The sequence below is a fragment of the Gottfriedia acidiceleris genome, from assembly GCF_050457485.1.
In the GTDB taxonomy this organism is placed as follows: Bacteria; Bacillota; Bacilli; order Bacillales; family Bacillaceae_G; genus Gottfriedia; species Gottfriedia acidiceleris_D.
Genome location: NZ_JBCMJM010000012.1, coordinates 1 through 17743 on the forward strand (window position 1 = coordinate 1; position 17743 = coordinate 17743).

A 17743-nucleotide genomic window follows, 5' to 3' on the forward strand; every position below is an offset into this window, starting at 1 on the left:
ATGATTTAAACAAAAAAGTTATCCTTTAAGTAGGATAACTTTTTTATGTTTTTGAAAAACAACCTTGTCAATTAAATTACCAAATTTTCGTAAAAGGAGTAGAGTGATGTTGATTTCCACTACAGGATGTTATGAGGAAGTAAATTAAGCAAACGAGCAATGATAGTACCTCATGAAGCTGTTATGAGGAAGTAAATTACGAAAACGAGCAAAGATAGTACCTCATGAAGCTGTTATGAGGAAGTAAATTACGAAAACGAGCAATAATAGTACCTCATGAACCAGTTATGAGGAAGTAATTTTGGAAACCGAGCAGTTATAGTACCTCATGAGCCAGTTATGAGGAAGTAAATTACGCAAACGAGCAAAGATAGTGCCTCATGAAGCTGTTATGAGGAAGTAAATTACGCAACCGAGCAAAGATAGTGCCTCATGAAGCTGTTATGAGGAAGTAAATTACGAAAACGAGTAATAATAGCACCTCATGAACCAGTTATGAGGAAGTAAATTACGCAAACGAGCAAAGATAGTACCTCATGAACCAGTTATGAGGAAGTAATTTTGGAAACCGAGCAGTTATAGTACCTCATGAACCAGTTATGAGGAAGGAATTTACGAAAACGAGCAATAATAGTACCTCATGACCCCATTATGTTTACCAAGATTCAAATAAATCTCTACCATTTAATGGCTGAACGGGGCGGCTATTAGGTTCGAAATAATTTTGATAAGAATGGATTTGTTCTTCAGAAAATTGTATAGGTTTGTTAAAGATTATCCATTTAATCCCTTCAGTACATGGAGGAGTTGTAAAAGAGCCAGTGTATGAAAATTTTTTACTAGTATACGGAATAAATGACTGCAAGCTTATTTTTACAACCTTTCCCCCAAGATCTTCATCTATAGGATTTGCATTTAGGATTTTTTGGAATTCTTTATTTAATCTCCCACTATCAACAAGTACTCCGATTGTAATAATAGATTTATTTTTATTTTCATTTATAAAATGAATCTCTAAATCACTTTGATTCCCATTTATTGTATGCTCGCTTGGAGTATGGAAATGAAATTGTAGTAATGTATAGTTTGTTCCATTTAAATTAATTGAGTTGGAGTGATTAACTGGAATGAATTTTACCGTGTACTCCGACCTTTCTATTTTAAAAAGATCATTATGATAGTTTATTCCTAAAGGAAGTGATTTTTTTATAGCTTGATCAATATTAATTGGAGATTGCTGTTTCCCATTTGAACAAAGTGCATATTTTTTATTGATTGTACTCCAATAATTTGGTCCAGTTTTTCCTGTGTAAGACCAGTCTTCATTACTTGCAGTTGCAACTGTTGTTTTATTTTGATGAACCTTATGTACGATCTGATTATTTGAACAAGCTGAGAGTGTAAAACTGAATAGTATGATGAATAGAAAAAAATAGTTCATTATATACTTTCCTTCCTTGATATGTATGATAGGATACATTTTAGACAACGATGTTACGGAACAAACCTTTATTAAGGGGGCAGAAGATGATGACATTAGAAGAAGTTATGAAATCATTAGAGGAAATGGGAACTGAGCAAACGAAAAAAACTTTTTTGCGTCATGGTGCAAAGGAACCATTCTTTGGGGTTAAAATTGGTGATATGAAAAAGCTTGTTAAATATGTTAAAAAGGATCAAGAATTAGCATTATCACTTTTTCATACAGGAAATTCAGATGCGATGTATTTAGCGGGTTTATCAATCAATCCGAAATTAATGACAAAAGAACAACTTCAAAAATGGGCGAAAGAAGCTCACTGGTATATGATTTCTGAAAGTATTGTAGGTGCTGTTGCAGCAGAAAGCCAGTATGCAATCGAATTAGCTAGAGAATGGTTGAAGTCAGATGATGAATTGATTGAAAATTGTGGATGGAGTACTTATAGTCATTATTTATCAATTGCACCAGACGAAGAGATTGATAAGGAAGAAGTTCGTGAATTACTTAATTATGTTGAAAATAATATACATACTTCAAAAAATAGAGTTCGTTATACAATGAATGGGTTTGTAATTTCAGTAGGTAGTTTTGTTCCAAGTCTTACAGTTGAAGCAATGATGGTTGGTCAAAAGATTGGAAAAGTACACGTGGACGTAGGAGATACTGCTTGTAAGGTACCTCTAGCGACTGATTATATTGAAAAGGTCGAAGCTAGGGGAAAGCTTGGGGTTAAGAAAAAAACATGTATTTGTTAATTTGATAAGTCACCTATATTAATAGGTGACTTTTTATTAGAAAGAAACGGGAGATAACCATGATTATGAAATCAAATAGACTATATTTAAGAAAGCTAAAAATGGAAGACTTAGAGCATTTACACCAACTTCAATCTAATGCGGAAGTAATGAGATACATAACAAATCGTCCCAAAACACTAGAAGAAACTGAAAATGAATTAAATAAGATACTTCAAATATATAAAGAGAAAAATGCTGATTTTGAAGTGATGGCAGTTTGTAAAAATGAGACTAATCAATTGATTGGAACATGTGCTGTCATAAAAAATGAAGCGGATGAGTTTGAAATAGGCTATCGATTAGTTGAAGAAGAATGGGGAAAAGGTTTTGGTTTTGAAATTGCTAGTTTAATAGAAGATTATTGTTTTTCATTTAGAAAGTTAAATTTTATAGTAGCTTCTGTTGAAGCAAAAAACATCTATTCAGTAAAAATCCTGGAGAAAAAAGGATTTAATTTAATTTTAGAATCAATTGATGAGGAAAATGGTGAATTAACTAAATATTATCGTAAAGACCGTCATAATTATTAGAAACCATCAAATTATCTAAAAGGAGAATCTAATGGACGTTAATACCCATTTTGATGAATATCATTTTGTTTCTACCATCATTATTACGCTAGTAAATTATATTACTCTTGGCATTTTATTTTATAGGGTCTATAAGACAAATGATTTGAAGCCTGAAGTATGGAAGGCTATTCTTGCAATGCTTATTGGTTTATTTGTATTTAGTATTAATTTGAATTTCGATCAATACCGTATTGAAATACCAATTTTACCACTTGGATTCTGGATTTTAATGTGGATCTGTAAACGTAATGATAATCTGGATCGATGGGAAAAATATAGACGTTTTGCATGGGCTGGTTTTTTGATAAGATTTTTCTTTTTACTTACAAGTTTATTGCAACCGCAGATCGACTCAGTTTTTTATTCATAGTTAGGTTCAATCATTGGTATCAGATTTAAATATCATTTGTTTTCCACTCCAATAATTATTAAAATATGATTAACGTGTATATATTGGAGGAAATAGATGAAACGGAAAACAATTCATAATGTACTTTCAGCTTTAATGATTTCCATTTTATTTACAGGATGCAGTAATCAACAAGCTGAAACGAATACTACAAAGAAACATGAAAATCATGCCGAACATATTCAAACAAGCGATATTAGAGAACAAACAATCAATAAAGAAACTTTGCCGAAGTTTTTAGGCGATAAAGAACAACAGATTCAACAAATTTATATGGTGGCAGCACAGCATGCTGATTTACTTAAAAATATTCCGTGTTATTGTGGTTGCGGTGAAAGTGTAGGACATAAAAGTAATTTAGATTGCTTTATTCATGAAGTAAAAGAAGATGGTTCAATCGTGTGGGATAGCCATGCAACTTCGTGTGTCAACTGTATGGAAATTGCAGTTGAATCAGCGAAATTACAGCAAGAAGGAAAAACACCTTTAGAAATTCGAAAAGTCATTGATAATAAATACAAAGAAGGATATGCCAAGCCGACAAATACCCCTATGCCAAAAGAACAGGGATAAGGATATAAGACAAAATTAAAAGTCAGAGAGTTACTGAGAAATTCCGGTAACTGTCTGACTTTTGTATTTTTAAAGTTTATTCCTGTACTAAAGCTCGATCTATCTTCGTAATTTCTTCAAATAATGCTTGATGTTCAGTTTTATAAGGAGGAGTTGTTCCTAATTTTTTTTCGATTAAAAAGGTAAATATTACGGCTACTAAGCAAATTCCCCAAAAAAGATATCCGATTAGAGTCATTAAATTTTCTCCTTTTGTATGCATTACTAATCATTTCTTTATCATATGTAATATTCCTTTAAATTTTACAAATAATATTTTGACACATATGAGCAATCACTCATATAATATACATATAGAAAACATATGAATGATTGTTCATGTATTCATAGGAGGACAGTTTATGATTGAAGAAAAGAAGAAAGTTGACGAAGTTTGTGATGAAGCTTGTCAACAAACGGTTATGCATGAGGATATAATTCTTTCAGTAAAAGAAAGCATGTTAAATATTGAAACACTGACAGGAGTAGCAGAACTTTTTAAAGTTCTTGGAGATAAGACGAGAACGAGAATATTACATGCACTTAGTCAATCTGAGATGTGTGTATGTGACCTAGCTTATTTATTAGAAATGACTCAATCATCTATATCACATCAGTTACGTGTATTAAAACAGGCGCATTTAGTAAAAAATCGTAAAGAAGGTAAAGTAGTTTATTATTCGTTAGCAGATGAGCATGTTACGCAAATTTTCAACCAAGCACTAGAACATATTTTAGAGGATTAAAATAGGTGTTTCTTAAAGAGAGGAGTTGAGTTTGTTGAGTAGGGGACAAAGACAAGTAAATAGTGAATTAAAATTAGAAGGTCTTGATTGCGCTAATTGTGCAATGAAGATTGAAAAAGGAGTTTCCACACTTGAAGGCGTTGATGCATGTTCAGTAAATTTTGCAACATTGACGATGACAATTACGACGAGTGAAGAACAAAAAGAATCAGTTATCGAGAGCGCCAAAGATAAGATTCGTGTATTAGAACCGCATATTAATCCTGTTTCAAAAATGGATTCAAAACTTGGGCAAGAGAAGCAGCAGGGAATGAATGCTGAAACAAAGAAACTTATTGTTAAATTAGGGATCGGTACTACTTTATTAATTTTAGCTCAATTACTTAATGTACCTATGCTCTATCAATTGATTATTTTTATAGCTGCCTATTTAATAGCGGGTGCGGACGTTGTTTTAAAAGCGATTCGTAATATTTTTAGAGGGCAAGTATTTGATGAGAATTTTTTAATGGGAGTAGCTACAATTGGTGCATTTATTATTGGAGAATACCCTGAAGCTGTTGCCGTAATGCTATTTTATCAGTTAGGTGAATTGTTCCAAAGTATTGCAGTAAACCGATCACGGAATTCGATTTCAAAATTAATGGATATACGTCCTGATTATGCTAATTTAAAAAATGGTGATAAAACTGAACAAGTATCTCCTGAAAAGATTCAAATTGGAGATACGATCATCGTTAAACCTGGGGAAAGGGTTCCGTTAGACGGAATTGTAAAAAGTGGATTTTCAAGTGTTGATACTTCTGCATTAACAGGTGAGTCATTACCAAGAGAAATATTTGAGGGCGATGAAGTATTAAGTGGATTTATAAATGTTCAAGGTTTACTTGAAATTGAAGTCACGAAGAAATTTAATGAATCGACAGTATCAAAAATATTAGAACTTGTTCAAAATGCAACAAATAAAAAGGCTCCTACTGAAAATTTTATTACAAAATTTGCAAAGGTTTATACACCTATAGTTGTAATCACAGCAGCAATAATTGCAATCATTCCACCAATTTTTATTCCAGGTGAAACACTTTATGATTGGGTATATCGAGCATTAATTTTCCTAGTTATTTCATGTCCTTGTGCTCTAGTTGTTTCAATTCCTTTAGGATTTTTTGGAGGAATCGGAGCAGCATCAAAATCGGGAGTATTAGTAAAAGGAAGTAATTATTTAGAAGCATTAAATGATTTGAAATATATTGTGTTTGATAAAACTGGAACGTTGACGAAAGGGCAATTCCAAGTAAGCTCGATTATACCTACTCGTGGTCATTCGAAAGAGGAGTTATTGGAATTAGCTGCTTATGGAGAGTTTTATTCTACTCACCCAATCGCATTATCAATTCGTCAAAAGTATGGTAAAGATATTGTTGAAGCAAAGCTATCAAACTATACTGAAATTGCCGGACATGGAATTAGCGTTACGATTAATGGAGATGCTCTGTTAGTAGGGAATTCAAGACTAATGGAAAGTCATTCAATTTTATATGAACCAACCAGAGAAGTAGGCACAACAGTTTATTTAGCAAAAAATAATCATTATATAGGATCAATTGTCATTGCAGATCAACTAAAAGATGATGCAAAAAAAGCGATACTTGAGCTTAAAAAAGTTGGAATTAAAAAGACTGTTATGTTAACCGGTGATTCTAACTCAGTTGCGAAAAGTATTGGTAAAGAATTAGCAATAGATGATATTTATTCAGAGCTTCTTCCACATCAGAAGGTAGAAAAGCTTGAATTGATAGAAAAAATAAAATCATCGAAAGAAAAAATTGCATTTGTTGGGGACGGTATTAATGATGCGCCAGTTTTAGCACAAGCAGATATAGGTATAGCAATGGGAGGAATTGGTTCCGATGCAGCGATCGAAGCTGCTGATGTTGTATTAATGTCGGATGAACCTTCAAAAATTGTGGATGCAATTAAAATCGCTAAACGTACAAGACAAATAGTATGGCAAAACATCTTTTTTGCTTTAGCAGTGAAAGGATTTTTCTTATTACTAGGTGTAATCGGAATAGCTACAATGTGGGAAGCAGTAATTTCAGATGTTGGAGTTACTGTATTGGCAGTATTGAATTCGATGAGAGTACTTAGATATAAATAAAGCTAAAAAACTCAGACTAAACGAAATTAGTCTGAGTTTTTTTCTTCTTATTTAGGCAGAACGTTTTCTTTTTTTGATAAAAAGGAAGATAAAAATGACCAATCCAATCGCTAAAAATCCATAAATAATACTTGAATACACATCCATATACCCAACAATCTTTTCCCAGGATGCACCGACTGATGCACCAACTAAAACTAAAATTGTATTCCATATTAATGAGCCTAAAGTTGTAAATAGCAAAAAGATCCAAAAATTCATTCTAGCCATTCCAGCTGGTATAGAAATTAAACTACGTATTAATGGAATCAGTCTACAGAAAAAGACAGTCCAAACACCGTATTTTGAAAACCATTCGTCCGCTTTATGGACATCCTTTTTAGTTAAACGTAAAAAATGCCCCCAGCGTTCTACGATTTTTTCTAACGTATTTATATCTAGTAATGTACCAATCCAAAAAAGTATGATTGCTCCAATTACTGATCCTAAAGTTGAAAAGAAAATAACACCTATTTTAGATAGTGAAGATTCAGTAGTCATGAACCCACCAAACGTTAAAATTACTTCGGAAGGAATTGGAGGAAATATGTTTTCTAATGCAATTAATAAAAAGATACCTAAATAGCCAAATGTATCCATTGTTTCAATAATCCAGTTTTGCATGAAATTACCTCAAGATTGATTTTTATTTTTAAGAAATAATTAGAAGTTTTTAATATTCCTTTTGAAAAAATATACTATGTAACTATTAATTAGGCAAGTAATTGTGAAACTTGTTCCAAAAATATATATATAAAAACAACTAATAAAATGTAGATTTTATGTCTTGAGAACAATGGATTAAAATATTTTTTTTGAAAGTCAGAGGATTTAGATCCGTTTGTAGAGAATTAAAGTAGATTAATATAAAAGCAGAAATTAGATTTGGTTACAATACTTCTCCTAAATCTGAAGAAATGTAATTAGCTAATTAGAAATAATGTCTTAGTAAAAAAAGGAGGATGGACATGTTTAAGGTTCAAATTAGTGAGGATTTATCAATCAATTTATTAACACCGAAATATGCAGCAACATTAGTAGAGGCACTGAAGGGAAATCAAAATTCCTTAAAAGAATGGTTGATTTGGGCTGAAAATATTCCATTGATCGAGGATTATCAAAAATCAATTATACCTATGTGGCTACAAAAATTTGCAGATAATAATGGTTTTGAAGCGGGCATTTTTTATAAAAATGAATTAGTAGGTATGGTAGGATTACATTATATAGATTGGTCGAATCAAACAACTGAAATCGGCTATTGGTTAAGTGAACATGTACAAGGTAAGGGAATAATGACTCGTGCTGTAGAAGGTTTAGTTTCATATTGTTATGATGAACTTAATCTGAATCGAGTCGTGATTAGAGCAGCTGTTGAAAATGGAAAGAGTAGGGCAATTCCTGAACGTTTAAGTTTTAAACAAGAAGGTATTCAAAGGGAAGCTCAGCAAATTAGAGATAAGTTTTATGATATTGCTGTTTATAGTATGTTGAAAAATGAATGGAAAAAGTAAATTGATAAATTTGCGTTAGCTAAAAATGCTAACGCTTTTTTGTGGAGTAATAATGATGGAGGACAAAATAATGACTTATAATACAATCTTGTTTGATTTAGATGGTACATTAACGGATCCAAAAGTAGGGATTTTGAACTCGGTAAAGTATGCATTACAGAAATTGAATATAGCTATTCCATTAGAAGCAGAGCTTTTAAAATTTATTGGGCCTCCGATTCAACAATCTTTTTCTGAAATTTTCCAATTAAATGAAAAAGATATATTAAATGCAGTTCGTTTTTATCGCGAATACTTTTCGCAGAGTGGTATGATTGAAAATAATGTATATGATGGGATACGTGAACTTCTAAGCGATTTGCAAAAAGAGAAAAAAAGATTATATGTAGCAACTTCAAAACCAACTATTTTCGCAAAGAAAATATTGAGTCATTTCCAACTCGATGAGTATTTTATTCAAATTGTTGGAAGTGAACTAGATGGCACAAGAATCGATAAAGGCGAGATCATTGAGTATATTTTTGAAATGAATAATAATCTTTCTAAGGAAGATTCGGTAATGGTTGGAGACCGACTTCACGATATAAAGGGTGCCAAAATCGCTAATATTGATGCAATTGGAGTAACTTATGGTTATGGAAGTGAATTGGAATTAACTGATGCAGGAGCGAATGCAATTGTTAGTAGTGTAGATAAGCTTAAAAAAATGTTATTAAATGAGAGAAAGATCATGGTCTAATAATGAAGGAGGAGTTTGATTGAAGAGTGGAAAAATACATTATGCTTGGATTATTTTAATTGTTACATTCTTATCCGTCATTATTGCCGCAGTAACAAATACGATGTCTGGAGTGATGATGATTCCTTTTGAAAAGGAATTTGGTTGGAGTAGAGCATCAATTTCTGGTGCGTTTGCGATTTGTATAACTCTTGTTGGATTCTCTGGTCCATTTATTGCTGGCTTATATCAAAAGTTTAGTGTAAGAAAAGTATTGTTAGTAGGTATGGGAACATTATTAGCTGCTATTTTACTAACAACAATTATGACACGAATTTGGCATTTATTTATCATTTGGGGAATCATTATTGGTTTAAGTGCGGGGGCATTTTTGACGGTGTTAAATGCGTATGTTGCCACTACTTGGTTTGAAAAAAAGCGTGGTTTAGCGCTAGGTCTTTTAACCTCCAGTTCAGCAGCCGGTCAACTTGTTTTCTTGCCGCTTATGGCCTATATCGTTGAAAATTATTCATGGAGAAATGCCGTTTTAACCATATTTTCTTTTGGTGTATTCATTTATGTATTACTTTGGATTTTTATGAAGAATGATCCAGCAGATGTTGGGATTCTACCTTTAGGGGCTGAAAAAAGTAATCAGAAGCAAGCGAAAAATGTAAATCCAGTGAAGGCAGCTTTTGATGGGTTAAAATTAGGTGCTAAATCGAAAGTTTTTTGGTTATTGGCGGGAAGTTTCTTCGTTTGTGGCTTTTCAACTAGTGGTTTGATCGGTACTCATTTTATCTCACTTTGTATCGATTATGGATATAAAGAGGTAACGGCTGCTAGTATTTTAGCGTTCATGGGAATATTTAATATTATAGGAACGACTTTATCCGGATATATTTCCGATCGCTTTGATAATCGTTGGTTGTTATTTTGGTATTATGGTTTAAGAGGATTATCATTACTTATTCTTCCTTTTGCTTTATCTACTAATTCAATCATTTATTTAAGTGCTTTTGCCATTTTCTATGGGATGGATTGGATTGCTACAGTTCCTCCAACTATTAAACTAGCGACGGATCATTTTGGGAAAGAGAAGGTAGGGGTAATCTATGGATGGATTTATACCGCCCATCAATTAGGTGCTGGAGCTGCAGCATATGGTGGAGGTTTAGTTTATTCTTGGTTAAATGCCTACCAATCGATTTTTATTGCAGCAGGTATCTTTTGTTTAGTTGCAACATTATTTGTACTTAATATTAAAAAAAGAGCGGTATTAAATCAAAATCTTTCTGCGTAGAAGGAAAATTAAGAAACGAAATATTTAAAAATTGAGGTAGAATAGATGACCTATCTTTATAAAATAACAAAAGAAAAATATAAAATAATGCGCGAGAAAAATTGTTTTTGGGAAGGTAAGATTCGTAAAATTTGTGAGTTAGAAAAGATCGATTATGAGAAGCTTACTCGATTTTCGTACGGTGGGAATATTGTTTTTAGTATAGATGGTGAAATTGTAATTAAATTATATCCTTCTTATGTGAATGACGAGTTCATAAAGGAGAAGCAGGTTCTTGAGTTTTTAAACAGGAGAACTCTGTCCGTAGATGTTCCTAAATTAATTTCAACTGGTCAATTTGAAGGCTGGAGCTATTTAGTAATGAGTGAACTAAAAGGGACTCTTTTAATTGATGTCTTTGATGACCTGACTTTTGAGGAGAAAAAGCAAATTGCGTTTGATTTAGGAAAAATCATAAGTGAAATCCATGACGCAACGATCTCCACAAAACAAGATGATTATGATCTTTGGAAGCATTTTATTACGAATCAATTAGAGCAAGTAGAGAATCATCATAAAAATAACGGAATGAATGATGATTTATTTAATCAATTAACAAGCTATATAGATGATAAAACATTGCAAGGAAATGTGGAGATTGTGTTATTAACAGGAGAATACACGCCATTTAATTTAATCATGAATAAATTGGATGGTATGTGGAAATTTACTGGTTTAATTGATTTTGCTGATTGCTTTGTAGGAAACTCAAAATATGATTTACTTGGGCCAATAGCGTTTATGTTTTATCCATTTGAAGGACTAAATAAAATTTTTCTAGAGAGCTATGGCTATAAGAAAAACGAATTAAACGAGGGCTTACAAAAAGAATTAATGACTTATTTATTACTTCATCGTTTTAGTAATATTAGTTTCTATCAAGAAAAGTCTGAAGTAGCTAAAAAAGCTACTACGTTAAAAGAATTAGAAAATATATTTTTTAATATAAAGTAATTACCAATAAAAAGTGCATCGAGAATTTTCGATGCACTTTTTGTATTTAATTTAATGCAATTAAAAATGGATATAGTTCAGCAGTCATTACATTTTTTTTTACAGCCGGATCATTTTGCATGATTTCTTTTGCGTGCTGTAAGTTTTCTGTTTTTAAGATGACAATACCAAATTCAGCTTGTTCGGTTCTTCCTGCTAATGATACTGTCTTTTCTTTATTTAAGTTCTGTAGATAATGAAAATGCTCTGATACAATATTTCGTTCTTCTTCCGTTGAATCATGTAAAAAAGTTGATCGAACTGGTTTTAAAACATAAATAAAGTTTTCCACTTAAGCCACGTCCTATCGGATAGACTAGTTAAAATAATGATGGAATCTAATTAAATCATTGTATTTTTCTCTCATAATATACCGAAGGAGTAAATCTGACAAATGCCATTTGGAGCAATTTAATTAAGACAATCAAGAGTAGAAGATGGAGTAGATATTAATGTACAGTTGGAGAAACATCCTTCAAGTTATTTTATAGAGAAAATTTCTCCAAAGTTGGGAAATATAAAATGAGGTGAATAAATGATGAATAGCGATGAAAAATTAGAGATAATCACAGAAGTAGTTAATCAAATAAAATCTTTCGTAACTAATGATAATTTTAGTACTTACCCTAAAATGGAAATACTTGAGTTAATTCAAAATGAAAATGAATATAGGGTTCCGATCGGAACATCTATTACATTTAATAAAAATGATAATAATTTACATTTTGATAGTGAAGATGGAGAAGTAAATTACTTAGAGGAATTGAAAGCAGAAGATATTACCTCGCTTGAAGAAAAGTTAAAATCAATATCAACCTATATAAATTACTATTAAATTGAAGGGCAGTTATAACTGTCTTTTTTATTTTAAAATCAGAATTTAATGATCCGGTTTTAGCTTTAAATATCGTTAAAAAGTCATACGGAGCCTACTTTAAACCTTCTGTTCGAATTTATAATAAATTCAAGAAACTCCTTGAGCAGATATAATAATTATTATTATACTAGTTATACTATAGCATTTCATGACGCGGTGTAAGGAGATAAATATGAAGGAAATAATTGTAGAAAAACTAAAACAAATAGAAACCGAACATGACGTAAAAATACTATTTGCAGTTGAGTCTGGTAGTAGAGCGTGGGGATTTCCATCTAAAGACAGCGATTATGATGTACGTTTTGTTTATGTTCATCGAAAAGATTGGTATTTAAGCATCGACCAAAAACGTGACGTAATTGAATATCCTATCAATGATTTACTTGATTTTAGTGGGTGGGACATAAAAAAGGCACTTAATCTTTTTGCAAAATCAAACCCGGCCTTATTAGAATGGATAAGGTCTCCAATTGTTTATCATGATGATTTAACGATTTCAGTAGAATTAAGAAAAATCGGTAATGACATTCTTTCTAAAAAGGCATGTATTTACCATTATCTCCATATGGCCAAAGGGAATTACCGTGATTATTTGCAATGGGAAGAAGTTAAGATTAAAAAGTATTTTTATGTATTAAGACCACTATTAGCTTGTATATGGATCCAAAAATACAATAAAATTCCCCCAATTTTGTTTGATGAACTTTTAGAGATGGAAGGGTTAGAACAGGAATTTTTAGAAGAAGTAGACAAGTTATTAATCCGAAAAAAACAAGGTGAAGAAGTAGATCTTGAGCCTAGAAAAAAAGTATTAAACGATTTTATTGAAAATAAAATTCAGTTTTTTGAAGAGTATGTGAAGGGGATTTCTGAGTCAAACAAGGTAAATACTGAGAACTTAAACGAACTATTTCGAACTACAATTGAACATTCATGGGAAAAATAGAATAGACTGCACACTTTTTGGGAAAAATTTCTTTGTATGTTACAAAGAAATTGGAGTGTGAATGAAGTTGGCAAATTTAGAAAGTCTATTAAATCAACAACTGGCGAATTGGAATGTGTTATATGTAAAATTACATAACTATCATTGGTATGTAAAAGGACCGAATTTTTTTACTCTACATGAAAAATTTGAATTGTATTATGACGATGCAAAAGTAATGGTAGACGATTTAGGAGAACGTATTTTAACAATTGGCGCAAAACCAATAGCTACACTTCGTGAATACTTAGAAACGGCTACGATTAAAGAAGGTAATCATACGTTTTCTGCAGAAGAAATGGTGTCCGATCTGATTAAGGACTATGAAAAAGTTGTACAAGAATCGCGTGATGTAATCTCAATTGCTGAAGAAAGTGATGATCAAGAAACAGCTGATTTATTCCTAGGTAAGATTGCTGAAATTGAAAAGATGCTTTGGATGTTAAAGTCATTTCTTGGTAAATGAATAAATATTTAAAAAGGTGGATTGACCTATCATTACATATGATTGGTTAGTTCATCTTTTTTTATTTTATCCGTTTTTTTTTATCTTGTTTATTAGTATAAAACGAGTGTTTATAAGGTTTTTTGTGATGCGTTAAAATTATTTATAAAAAATTACCAAAAAAAACTAAAAAACCAATTGTATAATTATTTATATTTGTGTATAATCATTCATTATATAAGAATCTGAACTTCTAAAAAAAGGGGATGGATTTATGAGTAAAGTATTGAAAGAAAATCATGTAAAGAAAAATGGTTATATTCAAAAGACAAAAGGGAATGTTACAAAAGGAAATTTCAGCTCTGTAAAATGGTCGGATTTTAAAGGGAAAAATTTTCTTTCAATAAGTGAGTTTTCATCAAGTGAATTATTATTCTTACTTGAAAAATCTTTAGAGATGAAAAATATGCAAAAGGCGGGAGAGGCACATCCGTATTTAAAAGACAAAGTACTAGGGATGATTTTTGAAAAGAATTCTACTAGAACGAGACTTTCATTTGAAATTGCGATGATGCAATTAGGTGGTCATGCAATCTTTATGAGTAGTAAAGATTTACAGATTGGTAGAGGCGAAACTGTTCATGATACATCGAAAGTATTTTCTCGTTATGTAGATGGGGTCATGATTCGAGCAAATACTCATGATATGTTGAGCGAGTTTGCTGAACACTCGTCAATTCCAGTTATTAATGGATTAACAAATCTGCACCATCCTGCTCAAATCATGGCTGATTTCTTAACAATTCTTGAGCATAAAGGTAGATTAAAAGGTTTGAAGATTGCTTATGTAGGAGACGGAAATAATAACATCTGTCATTCATTAATTGAAGGCGCAGCTAAGCTTGGTGTTTATTTAACAATTGCATGTCCCGTTGGGTATGAACCGAATAAAGTTGTAATTCAATCGATGAAGCATGTTGCAAAAACAACTGGAAGTGTTATTGAAGTAGTTAATAACCCTGTAGATGGTGTAAGTAGAGCTGATGTTGTAATAACGGATGTTTGGACCAGTATGGGGCAAGAGGAAGAGGCTGAAATTCGCTTAAAAGATTTTAGCCCGTATCAAGTAAATGATCACTTATTAGAAAACGCTAAAGATGATTATTTATTCATGCACTGCTTACCTGCACATAGAGGGGAAGAAGTAACTGCTTCAGTAATTGATGGTAAGCATTCGGTAGTATTTGATGAAGCTGAAAATCGACTTCACGCTCAAAAAGCAATCTTAGTTGCCTTAATGGGTAATTTATAATTCTAAAAATTTATTATATTTCTTAATAATCTAATCGGGGGTAATAACATGGGAAATGAAAAAATTGTTTTAGCATATTCAGGTGGTTTAGATACGTCAGTTTGTATCAAATGGTTACAGGAGAAATATAACTACGATGTGATTGCACTTTGTCTTGATCTAGGTGAAGGAAAAGATGTTGAAGCTGTTCGTCAAAAGGCTTTAAATTTAGGAGCAATTAAGTCATATATGATCAATGTTAAGGACTTATTTGCAAATGAATATATTGTCCCCGCTCTAAAAGCGAATGCATTATATGAAGGGAAGTATCCACTATCATCTGCTCTATCAAGACCTTTAATTGCAAAATTATTAGTCGATGTAGCGAAGCAAGAAGGTGCAGTTGCAGTAGCGCATGGTTGTACTGGAAAAGGAAACGATCAAGTTCGTTTCGAAGTTTCAGTAATGGCATTGGATCCGAATCTTAAAGTAGTGGCGCCCGTTCGTGAATGGGGCATGACTCGTGATGAGGAAATACAATATGCACATGAAAATGGTGTACCAATTCCTGTTGATTTAGATAATCCATTTTCAATTGATGCAAATATATGGGGAAGAGCTTGTGAAGCAGGTGTATTAGAGAATCCATGGAATGAAGCACCTGAAGAAGCTTTTGATTGGACGAATGCTATTGAAAATACTCCGGATGTTCCTGAATATATTGAAATTGAATTTTCAAAAGGTGTACCTGTTAGCTTAAACGGTCAGCCTATTGAACTAGTTCAACTAATTGAACAATTAAATGTACTTGGTGGAAAGCATGGTGTTGGAAGAATCGACCATATTGAAAATAGATTAGTAGGTATAAAATCACGTGAAGTATATGAAAATCCAGCAGCGCTAATCTTAATCAATGCTCATAAAGAATTAGAGTTCCTTACATTGCCTCGTGAAGTGACAAATTTTAAAGTAAGCATTGAACAACAATTTTCAAAAATGCTATACGATGGCTTGTGGTATTCACCTTTAATGGGTGCTTTAGATGCGTTTGTAAATACAACACAAGAAACAGTAAGCGGTATTGTTCGTGTGAAATTATTTAAGGGCACTCATACAGTAGTAGGTAGAAAATCAGAAACTAGTTTATATAATGAAGAGCTTGCAACCTATTCAAAGGGTGATTTATTTGATCATAATGCAGCGGTAGGCTTTATTAAACTATGGGGATTACCAACAAAGGTATATAGCGAAGTTACACAGAAAAATACAGTTTTAAGTAAATAAAATATAGAGTGGATTAAGGAGGCAGTTATGTCAAAACTTTGGGGCGGACGTTTTACGAAGGAGACAAATCAATTAGTAGAAGAATTTACGGCATCAATTGAATTTGATCAAATAATGGCTAAAGAAGATATCGCTGGTAGTATCGCACATGCAACGATGCTTGGAGAATGTGGCATAATTGAAATCAGTGAAGCTGAACTAATAATAGAAGGTTTAAATAAGATATTAAAAAAAGTTGAGAAAAATGAGGTTCAATTTAGCGTTGAAAATGAAGATATTCACATGAATATCGAAAGCATGTTAATTGAAGAAATCGGTCCTGTAGCAGGAAAACTACATACAGGACGCAGTCGAAATGATCAAGTAGCAACGGATATGCACCTTTTTTTAAAAAATAATACGTCCTCCATTATTGATTTAATTGAAGAAGTTCAAAATAAAATCGTGACGCAAGCAAAAAAGCATGTAAATACAATTATGCCTGGATATACGCACTTACAAAGAGCACAGCCTGTTTCATTTGCACATCATTTACTTGCGTATTTTTGGATGCTAGAGCGTGACAAAAGTCGATTCAAAGATAGTTTAAAACGAGTGGATATTTCACCATTAGGTGCGGGTGCATTAGCTGGAACTACATTTCCAATTAACCGTCAACGTACCGCTGAATTACTTGGTTTTAGCGATATTTATCATAATAGTTTAGATGCAGTAAGCGATCGTGATTTTATCGTAGAGTTCCTTTCTGATTCGTCATTACTTATGACACATATTTCTAGACTATCAGAGGAATTTGTTATTTGGTCTAGTCAAGAATTTCAGTTTATTGAATTAGACGATGCTTTTTGTACCGGCTCTAGTATTATGCCGCAGAAAAAAAATCCAGATGTTCCAGAATTACTTCGAGGTAAAACAGGCAGAGTTTATGGCAGTTTAATCGGGTTATTAACTGTTTTAAAAGGACTACCTTTAGCATATAACAAGGACATGCAAGAAGATAAAGAAGGTATGTTCGATACTGTTTATACAGTCGTAGGAGCCCTGCAATTACTTTCGGGAATTATCGATACGATGAAAGTAAACGAAAAACGTATGTACGAAGCTGTTAAAAATGATTATTCAAATGCTACTGACCTTGCTGATTACTTAGTTCGAAAAAATATCCCATTCCGACAAGCTCATGAAATCGTTGGAAAAACGGTTCTATATGCTATAGAGAATCATAAATTTCTTGGGGAATTAAAACTTGAGGAATTTAAGAGAATTAATGAAGTGTTTGAAGGAGATATTTATCATACATTAAATCCAAAAACAGTTATGGAAGCAAGAATTAGTGAAGGTGGAACTTCAACGAATGAGGTTTGGAAACAAATTACAAAGGCAGAAGAGTGTTTAAGCTTTTCAATAAATATGGTATAATTTTCTAATTGAAAACGTCCAATTATTTGGACGTTTTTTTGTGCTTCTATTTATTA

Annotated in this window: 20 protein-coding genes; 16 read left to right on the forward strand and 4 right to left on the reverse strand. The window is 32.2% G+C overall.

The window, feature by feature from the left end:
* Positions 1-655 precede the first annotated feature (655 nt).
* On the reverse strand, positions 656-1441 hold the full coding sequence (locus tag ABEY15_RS13095) for a carbonic anhydrase (protein WP_429890533.1): 786 nt from the start codon (positions 1439-1441) through the stop codon (positions 656-658).
* Positions 1442-1530: 89 nt separating this feature from the next.
* Here ABEY15_RS13095 and ABEY15_RS13100 point away from each other — a divergent pair, with 89 nt between their 5' ends.
* The 4 genes from ABEY15_RS13100 to ABEY15_RS13115 all read left to right on the forward strand — a co-directional run bounded on the left by ABEY15_RS13100 (position 1531) and on the right by ABEY15_RS13115 (position 3834).
* Positions 1531-2238, forward strand: coding sequence for a DNA alkylation repair protein (locus ABEY15_RS13100; RefSeq protein WP_429890759.1), 708 nt, complete (start codon positions 1531-1533; stop codon positions 2236-2238).
* A 65-nt stretch (positions 2239-2303) separates the two neighbouring features.
* Positions 2304-2810: a GNAT family N-acetyltransferase gene (locus ABEY15_RS13105; protein ID WP_429890535.1), complete on the forward strand. Its 507-nt coding sequence runs from the start codon at positions 2304-2306 to the stop codon at positions 2808-2810.
* Between the two features lie 31 nt (positions 2811-2841).
* Entirely contained in the window at positions 2842-3222 is a 381-nt protein-coding gene (locus ABEY15_RS13110; protein ID WP_429890537.1) for a hypothetical protein, read from the forward strand.
* Positions 3223-3318: 96 nt separating this feature from the next.
* A complete protein-coding gene (locus ABEY15_RS13115; RefSeq protein ID WP_429890539.1) occupies positions 3319-3834 on the forward strand; it encodes a PCYCGC motif-containing (lipo)protein in 516 nt (171 codons plus the stop codon).
* Between the two features lie 76 nt (positions 3835-3910).
* On the opposite strand, the gene ABEY15_RS13120 is transcribed toward ABEY15_RS13115, so the two are convergent.
* Positions 3911-4072, reverse strand: a complete 162-nt coding sequence (locus ABEY15_RS13120; RefSeq protein ID WP_165347033.1) for a hypothetical protein — start codon at positions 4070-4072, stop codon at positions 3911-3913.
* A gap of 163 nt (positions 4073-4235) precedes the next feature.
* Between ABEY15_RS13120 and ABEY15_RS13125 the strand changes: the two genes are divergently transcribed.
* Positions 4236-4619 carry an ArsR/SmtB family transcription factor gene (locus tag ABEY15_RS13125; RefSeq protein WP_429890541.1) on the forward strand — a complete coding sequence of 128 codons (384 nt, stop codon included), beginning with the start codon at positions 4236-4238 and terminating at the stop codon, positions 4617-4619.
* 34 nt (positions 4620-4653) lie between these two features.
* Positions 4654-6780, forward strand: coding sequence for a heavy metal translocating P-type ATPase (locus tag ABEY15_RS13130; RefSeq protein ID WP_429890542.1), 2127 nt, complete (start codon positions 4654-4656; stop codon positions 6778-6780).
* Positions 6781-6831: 51 nt separating this feature from the next.
* Here ABEY15_RS13130 and ABEY15_RS13135 read toward each other — a convergent pair whose 3' ends face one another.
* A complete protein-coding gene (locus tag ABEY15_RS13135; RefSeq protein WP_429890544.1) occupies positions 6832-7443 on the reverse strand; it encodes a DedA family protein in 612 nt (203 codons plus the stop codon).
* A 344-nt stretch (positions 7444-7787) separates the two neighbouring features.
* Between ABEY15_RS13135 and ABEY15_RS13140 the strand changes: the two genes are divergently transcribed.
* From ABEY15_RS13140 to ABEY15_RS13155, 4 genes are all read left to right on the forward strand, one after another.
* Positions 7788-8333: a GNAT family N-acetyltransferase gene (locus ABEY15_RS13140; protein WP_429890546.1), complete on the forward strand. Its 546-nt coding sequence runs from the start codon at positions 7788-7790 to the stop codon at positions 8331-8333.
* Between the two features lie 70 nt (positions 8334-8403).
* On the forward strand, positions 8404-9072 hold the full coding sequence (locus ABEY15_RS13145; RefSeq protein ID WP_429890548.1) for an HAD family hydrolase: 669 nt from the start codon (positions 8404-8406) through the stop codon (positions 9070-9072).
* Between the two features lie 19 nt (positions 9073-9091).
* Positions 9092-10354 carry an MFS transporter gene (locus ABEY15_RS13150; protein WP_429890550.1) on the forward strand — a complete coding sequence of 421 codons (1263 nt, stop codon included), beginning with the start codon at positions 9092-9094 and terminating at the stop codon, positions 10352-10354.
* Between the two features lie 45 nt (positions 10355-10399).
* Positions 10400-11347, forward strand: a complete 948-nt coding sequence (locus ABEY15_RS13155; RefSeq protein WP_429890551.1) for an aminoglycoside phosphotransferase family protein — start codon at positions 10400-10402, stop codon at positions 11345-11347.
* A gap of 46 nt (positions 11348-11393) precedes the next feature.
* On the opposite strand, the gene ABEY15_RS13160 is transcribed toward ABEY15_RS13155, so the two are convergent.
* Positions 11394-11678: a YciI family protein gene (locus tag ABEY15_RS13160; RefSeq protein WP_429890552.1), complete on the reverse strand. Its 285-nt coding sequence runs from the start codon at positions 11676-11678 to the stop codon at positions 11394-11396.
* 243 nt (positions 11679-11921) lie between these two features.
* Between ABEY15_RS13160 and ABEY15_RS13165 the strand changes: the two genes are divergently transcribed.
* The 6 genes from ABEY15_RS13165 to argH all read left to right on the forward strand — a co-directional run bounded on the left by ABEY15_RS13165 (position 11922) and on the right by argH (position 17687).
* Positions 11922-12221 (forward strand): hypothetical protein, encoded by a 300-nt coding sequence (locus tag ABEY15_RS13165; RefSeq protein WP_429890553.1) that lies wholly within the window; start codon positions 11922-11924, stop codon positions 12219-12221.
* Positions 12222-12435: 214 nt separating this feature from the next.
* The gene (locus tag ABEY15_RS13170) at positions 12436-13209 is read left to right on the forward strand and encodes a nucleotidyltransferase domain-containing protein (protein ID WP_429890554.1); all 774 of its coding nucleotides are present in this window, start codon (positions 12436-12438) and stop codon (positions 13207-13209) included.
* Between the two features lie 61 nt (positions 13210-13270).
* Positions 13271-13714, forward strand: a complete 444-nt coding sequence (locus tag ABEY15_RS13175; RefSeq protein WP_069033875.1) for a Dps family protein — start codon at positions 13271-13273, stop codon at positions 13712-13714.
* 253 nt (positions 13715-13967) lie between these two features.
* Complete coding sequence (gene argF, locus ABEY15_RS13180) at positions 13968-15005, forward strand: ornithine carbamoyltransferase (protein ID WP_429890555.1); 1038 nt, start codon at positions 13968-13970, stop codon at positions 15003-15005.
* A gap of 48 nt (positions 15006-15053) precedes the next feature.
* On the forward strand, positions 15054-16268 hold the full coding sequence (locus ABEY15_RS13185; protein WP_429890557.1) for an argininosuccinate synthase: 1215 nt from the start codon (positions 15054-15056) through the stop codon (positions 16266-16268).
* 27 nt (positions 16269-16295) lie between these two features.
* Positions 16296-17687, forward strand: a complete 1392-nt coding sequence (gene argH / locus ABEY15_RS13190) for an argininosuccinate lyase (RefSeq protein WP_429890558.1) — start codon at positions 16296-16298, stop codon at positions 17685-17687.
* The last annotated feature ends 56 nt before the right edge of the window (positions 17688-17743 follow it).

Bases quoted from the DNA above. Each gene is read 5' to 3' on its own strand.
- ABEY15_RS13095 (WP_429890533.1), bottom strand. From the start codon at position 1,441: ATGAACTATTTTTTTCTATTCATCATACTATTCAGTTTTACACTCTCA.
- ABEY15_RS13100 (WP_429890759.1), top strand. From the start codon at position 1,531: ATGACATTAGAAGAAGTTATGAAATCATTAGAGGAAATGGGAACTGAG.
- ABEY15_RS13105 (WP_429890535.1), top strand. From the start codon at position 2,304: ATGAAATCAAATAGACTATATTTAAGAAAGCTAAAAATGGAAGACTTA.
- ABEY15_RS13110 (WP_429890537.1), top strand. From the start codon at position 2,842: ATGGACGTTAATACCCATTTTGATGAATATCATTTTGTTTCTACCATC.
- ABEY15_RS13115 (WP_429890539.1), top strand. From the start codon at position 3,319: ATGAAACGGAAAACAATTCATAATGTACTTTCAGCTTTAATGATTTCC.
- ABEY15_RS13120 (WP_165347033.1), bottom strand. From the start codon at position 4,072: ATGACTCTAATCGGATATCTTTTTTGGGGAATTTGCTTAGTAGCCGTA.
- ABEY15_RS13125 (WP_429890541.1), top strand. From the start codon at position 4,236: ATGATTGAAGAAAAGAAGAAAGTTGACGAAGTTTGTGATGAAGCTTGT.
- ABEY15_RS13135 (WP_429890544.1), bottom strand. From the start codon at position 7,443: ATGCAAAACTGGATTATTGAAACAATGGATACATTTGGCTATTTAGGT.
- ABEY15_RS13140 (WP_429890546.1), top strand. From the start codon at position 7,788: ATGTTTAAGGTTCAAATTAGTGAGGATTTATCAATCAATTTATTAACA.
- ABEY15_RS13145 (WP_429890548.1), top strand. From the start codon at position 8,404: ATGACTTATAATACAATCTTGTTTGATTTAGATGGTACATTAACGGAT.
- ABEY15_RS13155 (WP_429890551.1), top strand. From the start codon at position 10,400: ATGACCTATCTTTATAAAATAACAAAAGAAAAATATAAAATAATGCGC.
- ABEY15_RS13165 (WP_429890553.1), top strand. From the start codon at position 11,922: ATGATGAATAGCGATGAAAAATTAGAGATAATCACAGAAGTAGTTAAT.
- ABEY15_RS13170 (WP_429890554.1), top strand. From the start codon at position 12,436: ATGAAGGAAATAATTGTAGAAAAACTAAAACAAATAGAAACCGAACAT.
- ABEY15_RS13175 (WP_069033875.1), top strand. From the start codon at position 13,271: ATGAAGTTGGCAAATTTAGAAAGTCTATTAAATCAACAACTGGCGAAT.
- argF (WP_429890555.1), top strand. From the start codon at position 13,968: ATGAGTAAAGTATTGAAAGAAAATCATGTAAAGAAAAATGGTTATATT.
- ABEY15_RS13185 (WP_429890557.1), top strand. From the start codon at position 15,054: ATGGGAAATGAAAAAATTGTTTTAGCATATTCAGGTGGTTTAGATACG.
- argH (WP_429890558.1), top strand. From the start codon at position 16,296: ATGTCAAAACTTTGGGGCGGACGTTTTACGAAGGAGACAAATCAATTA.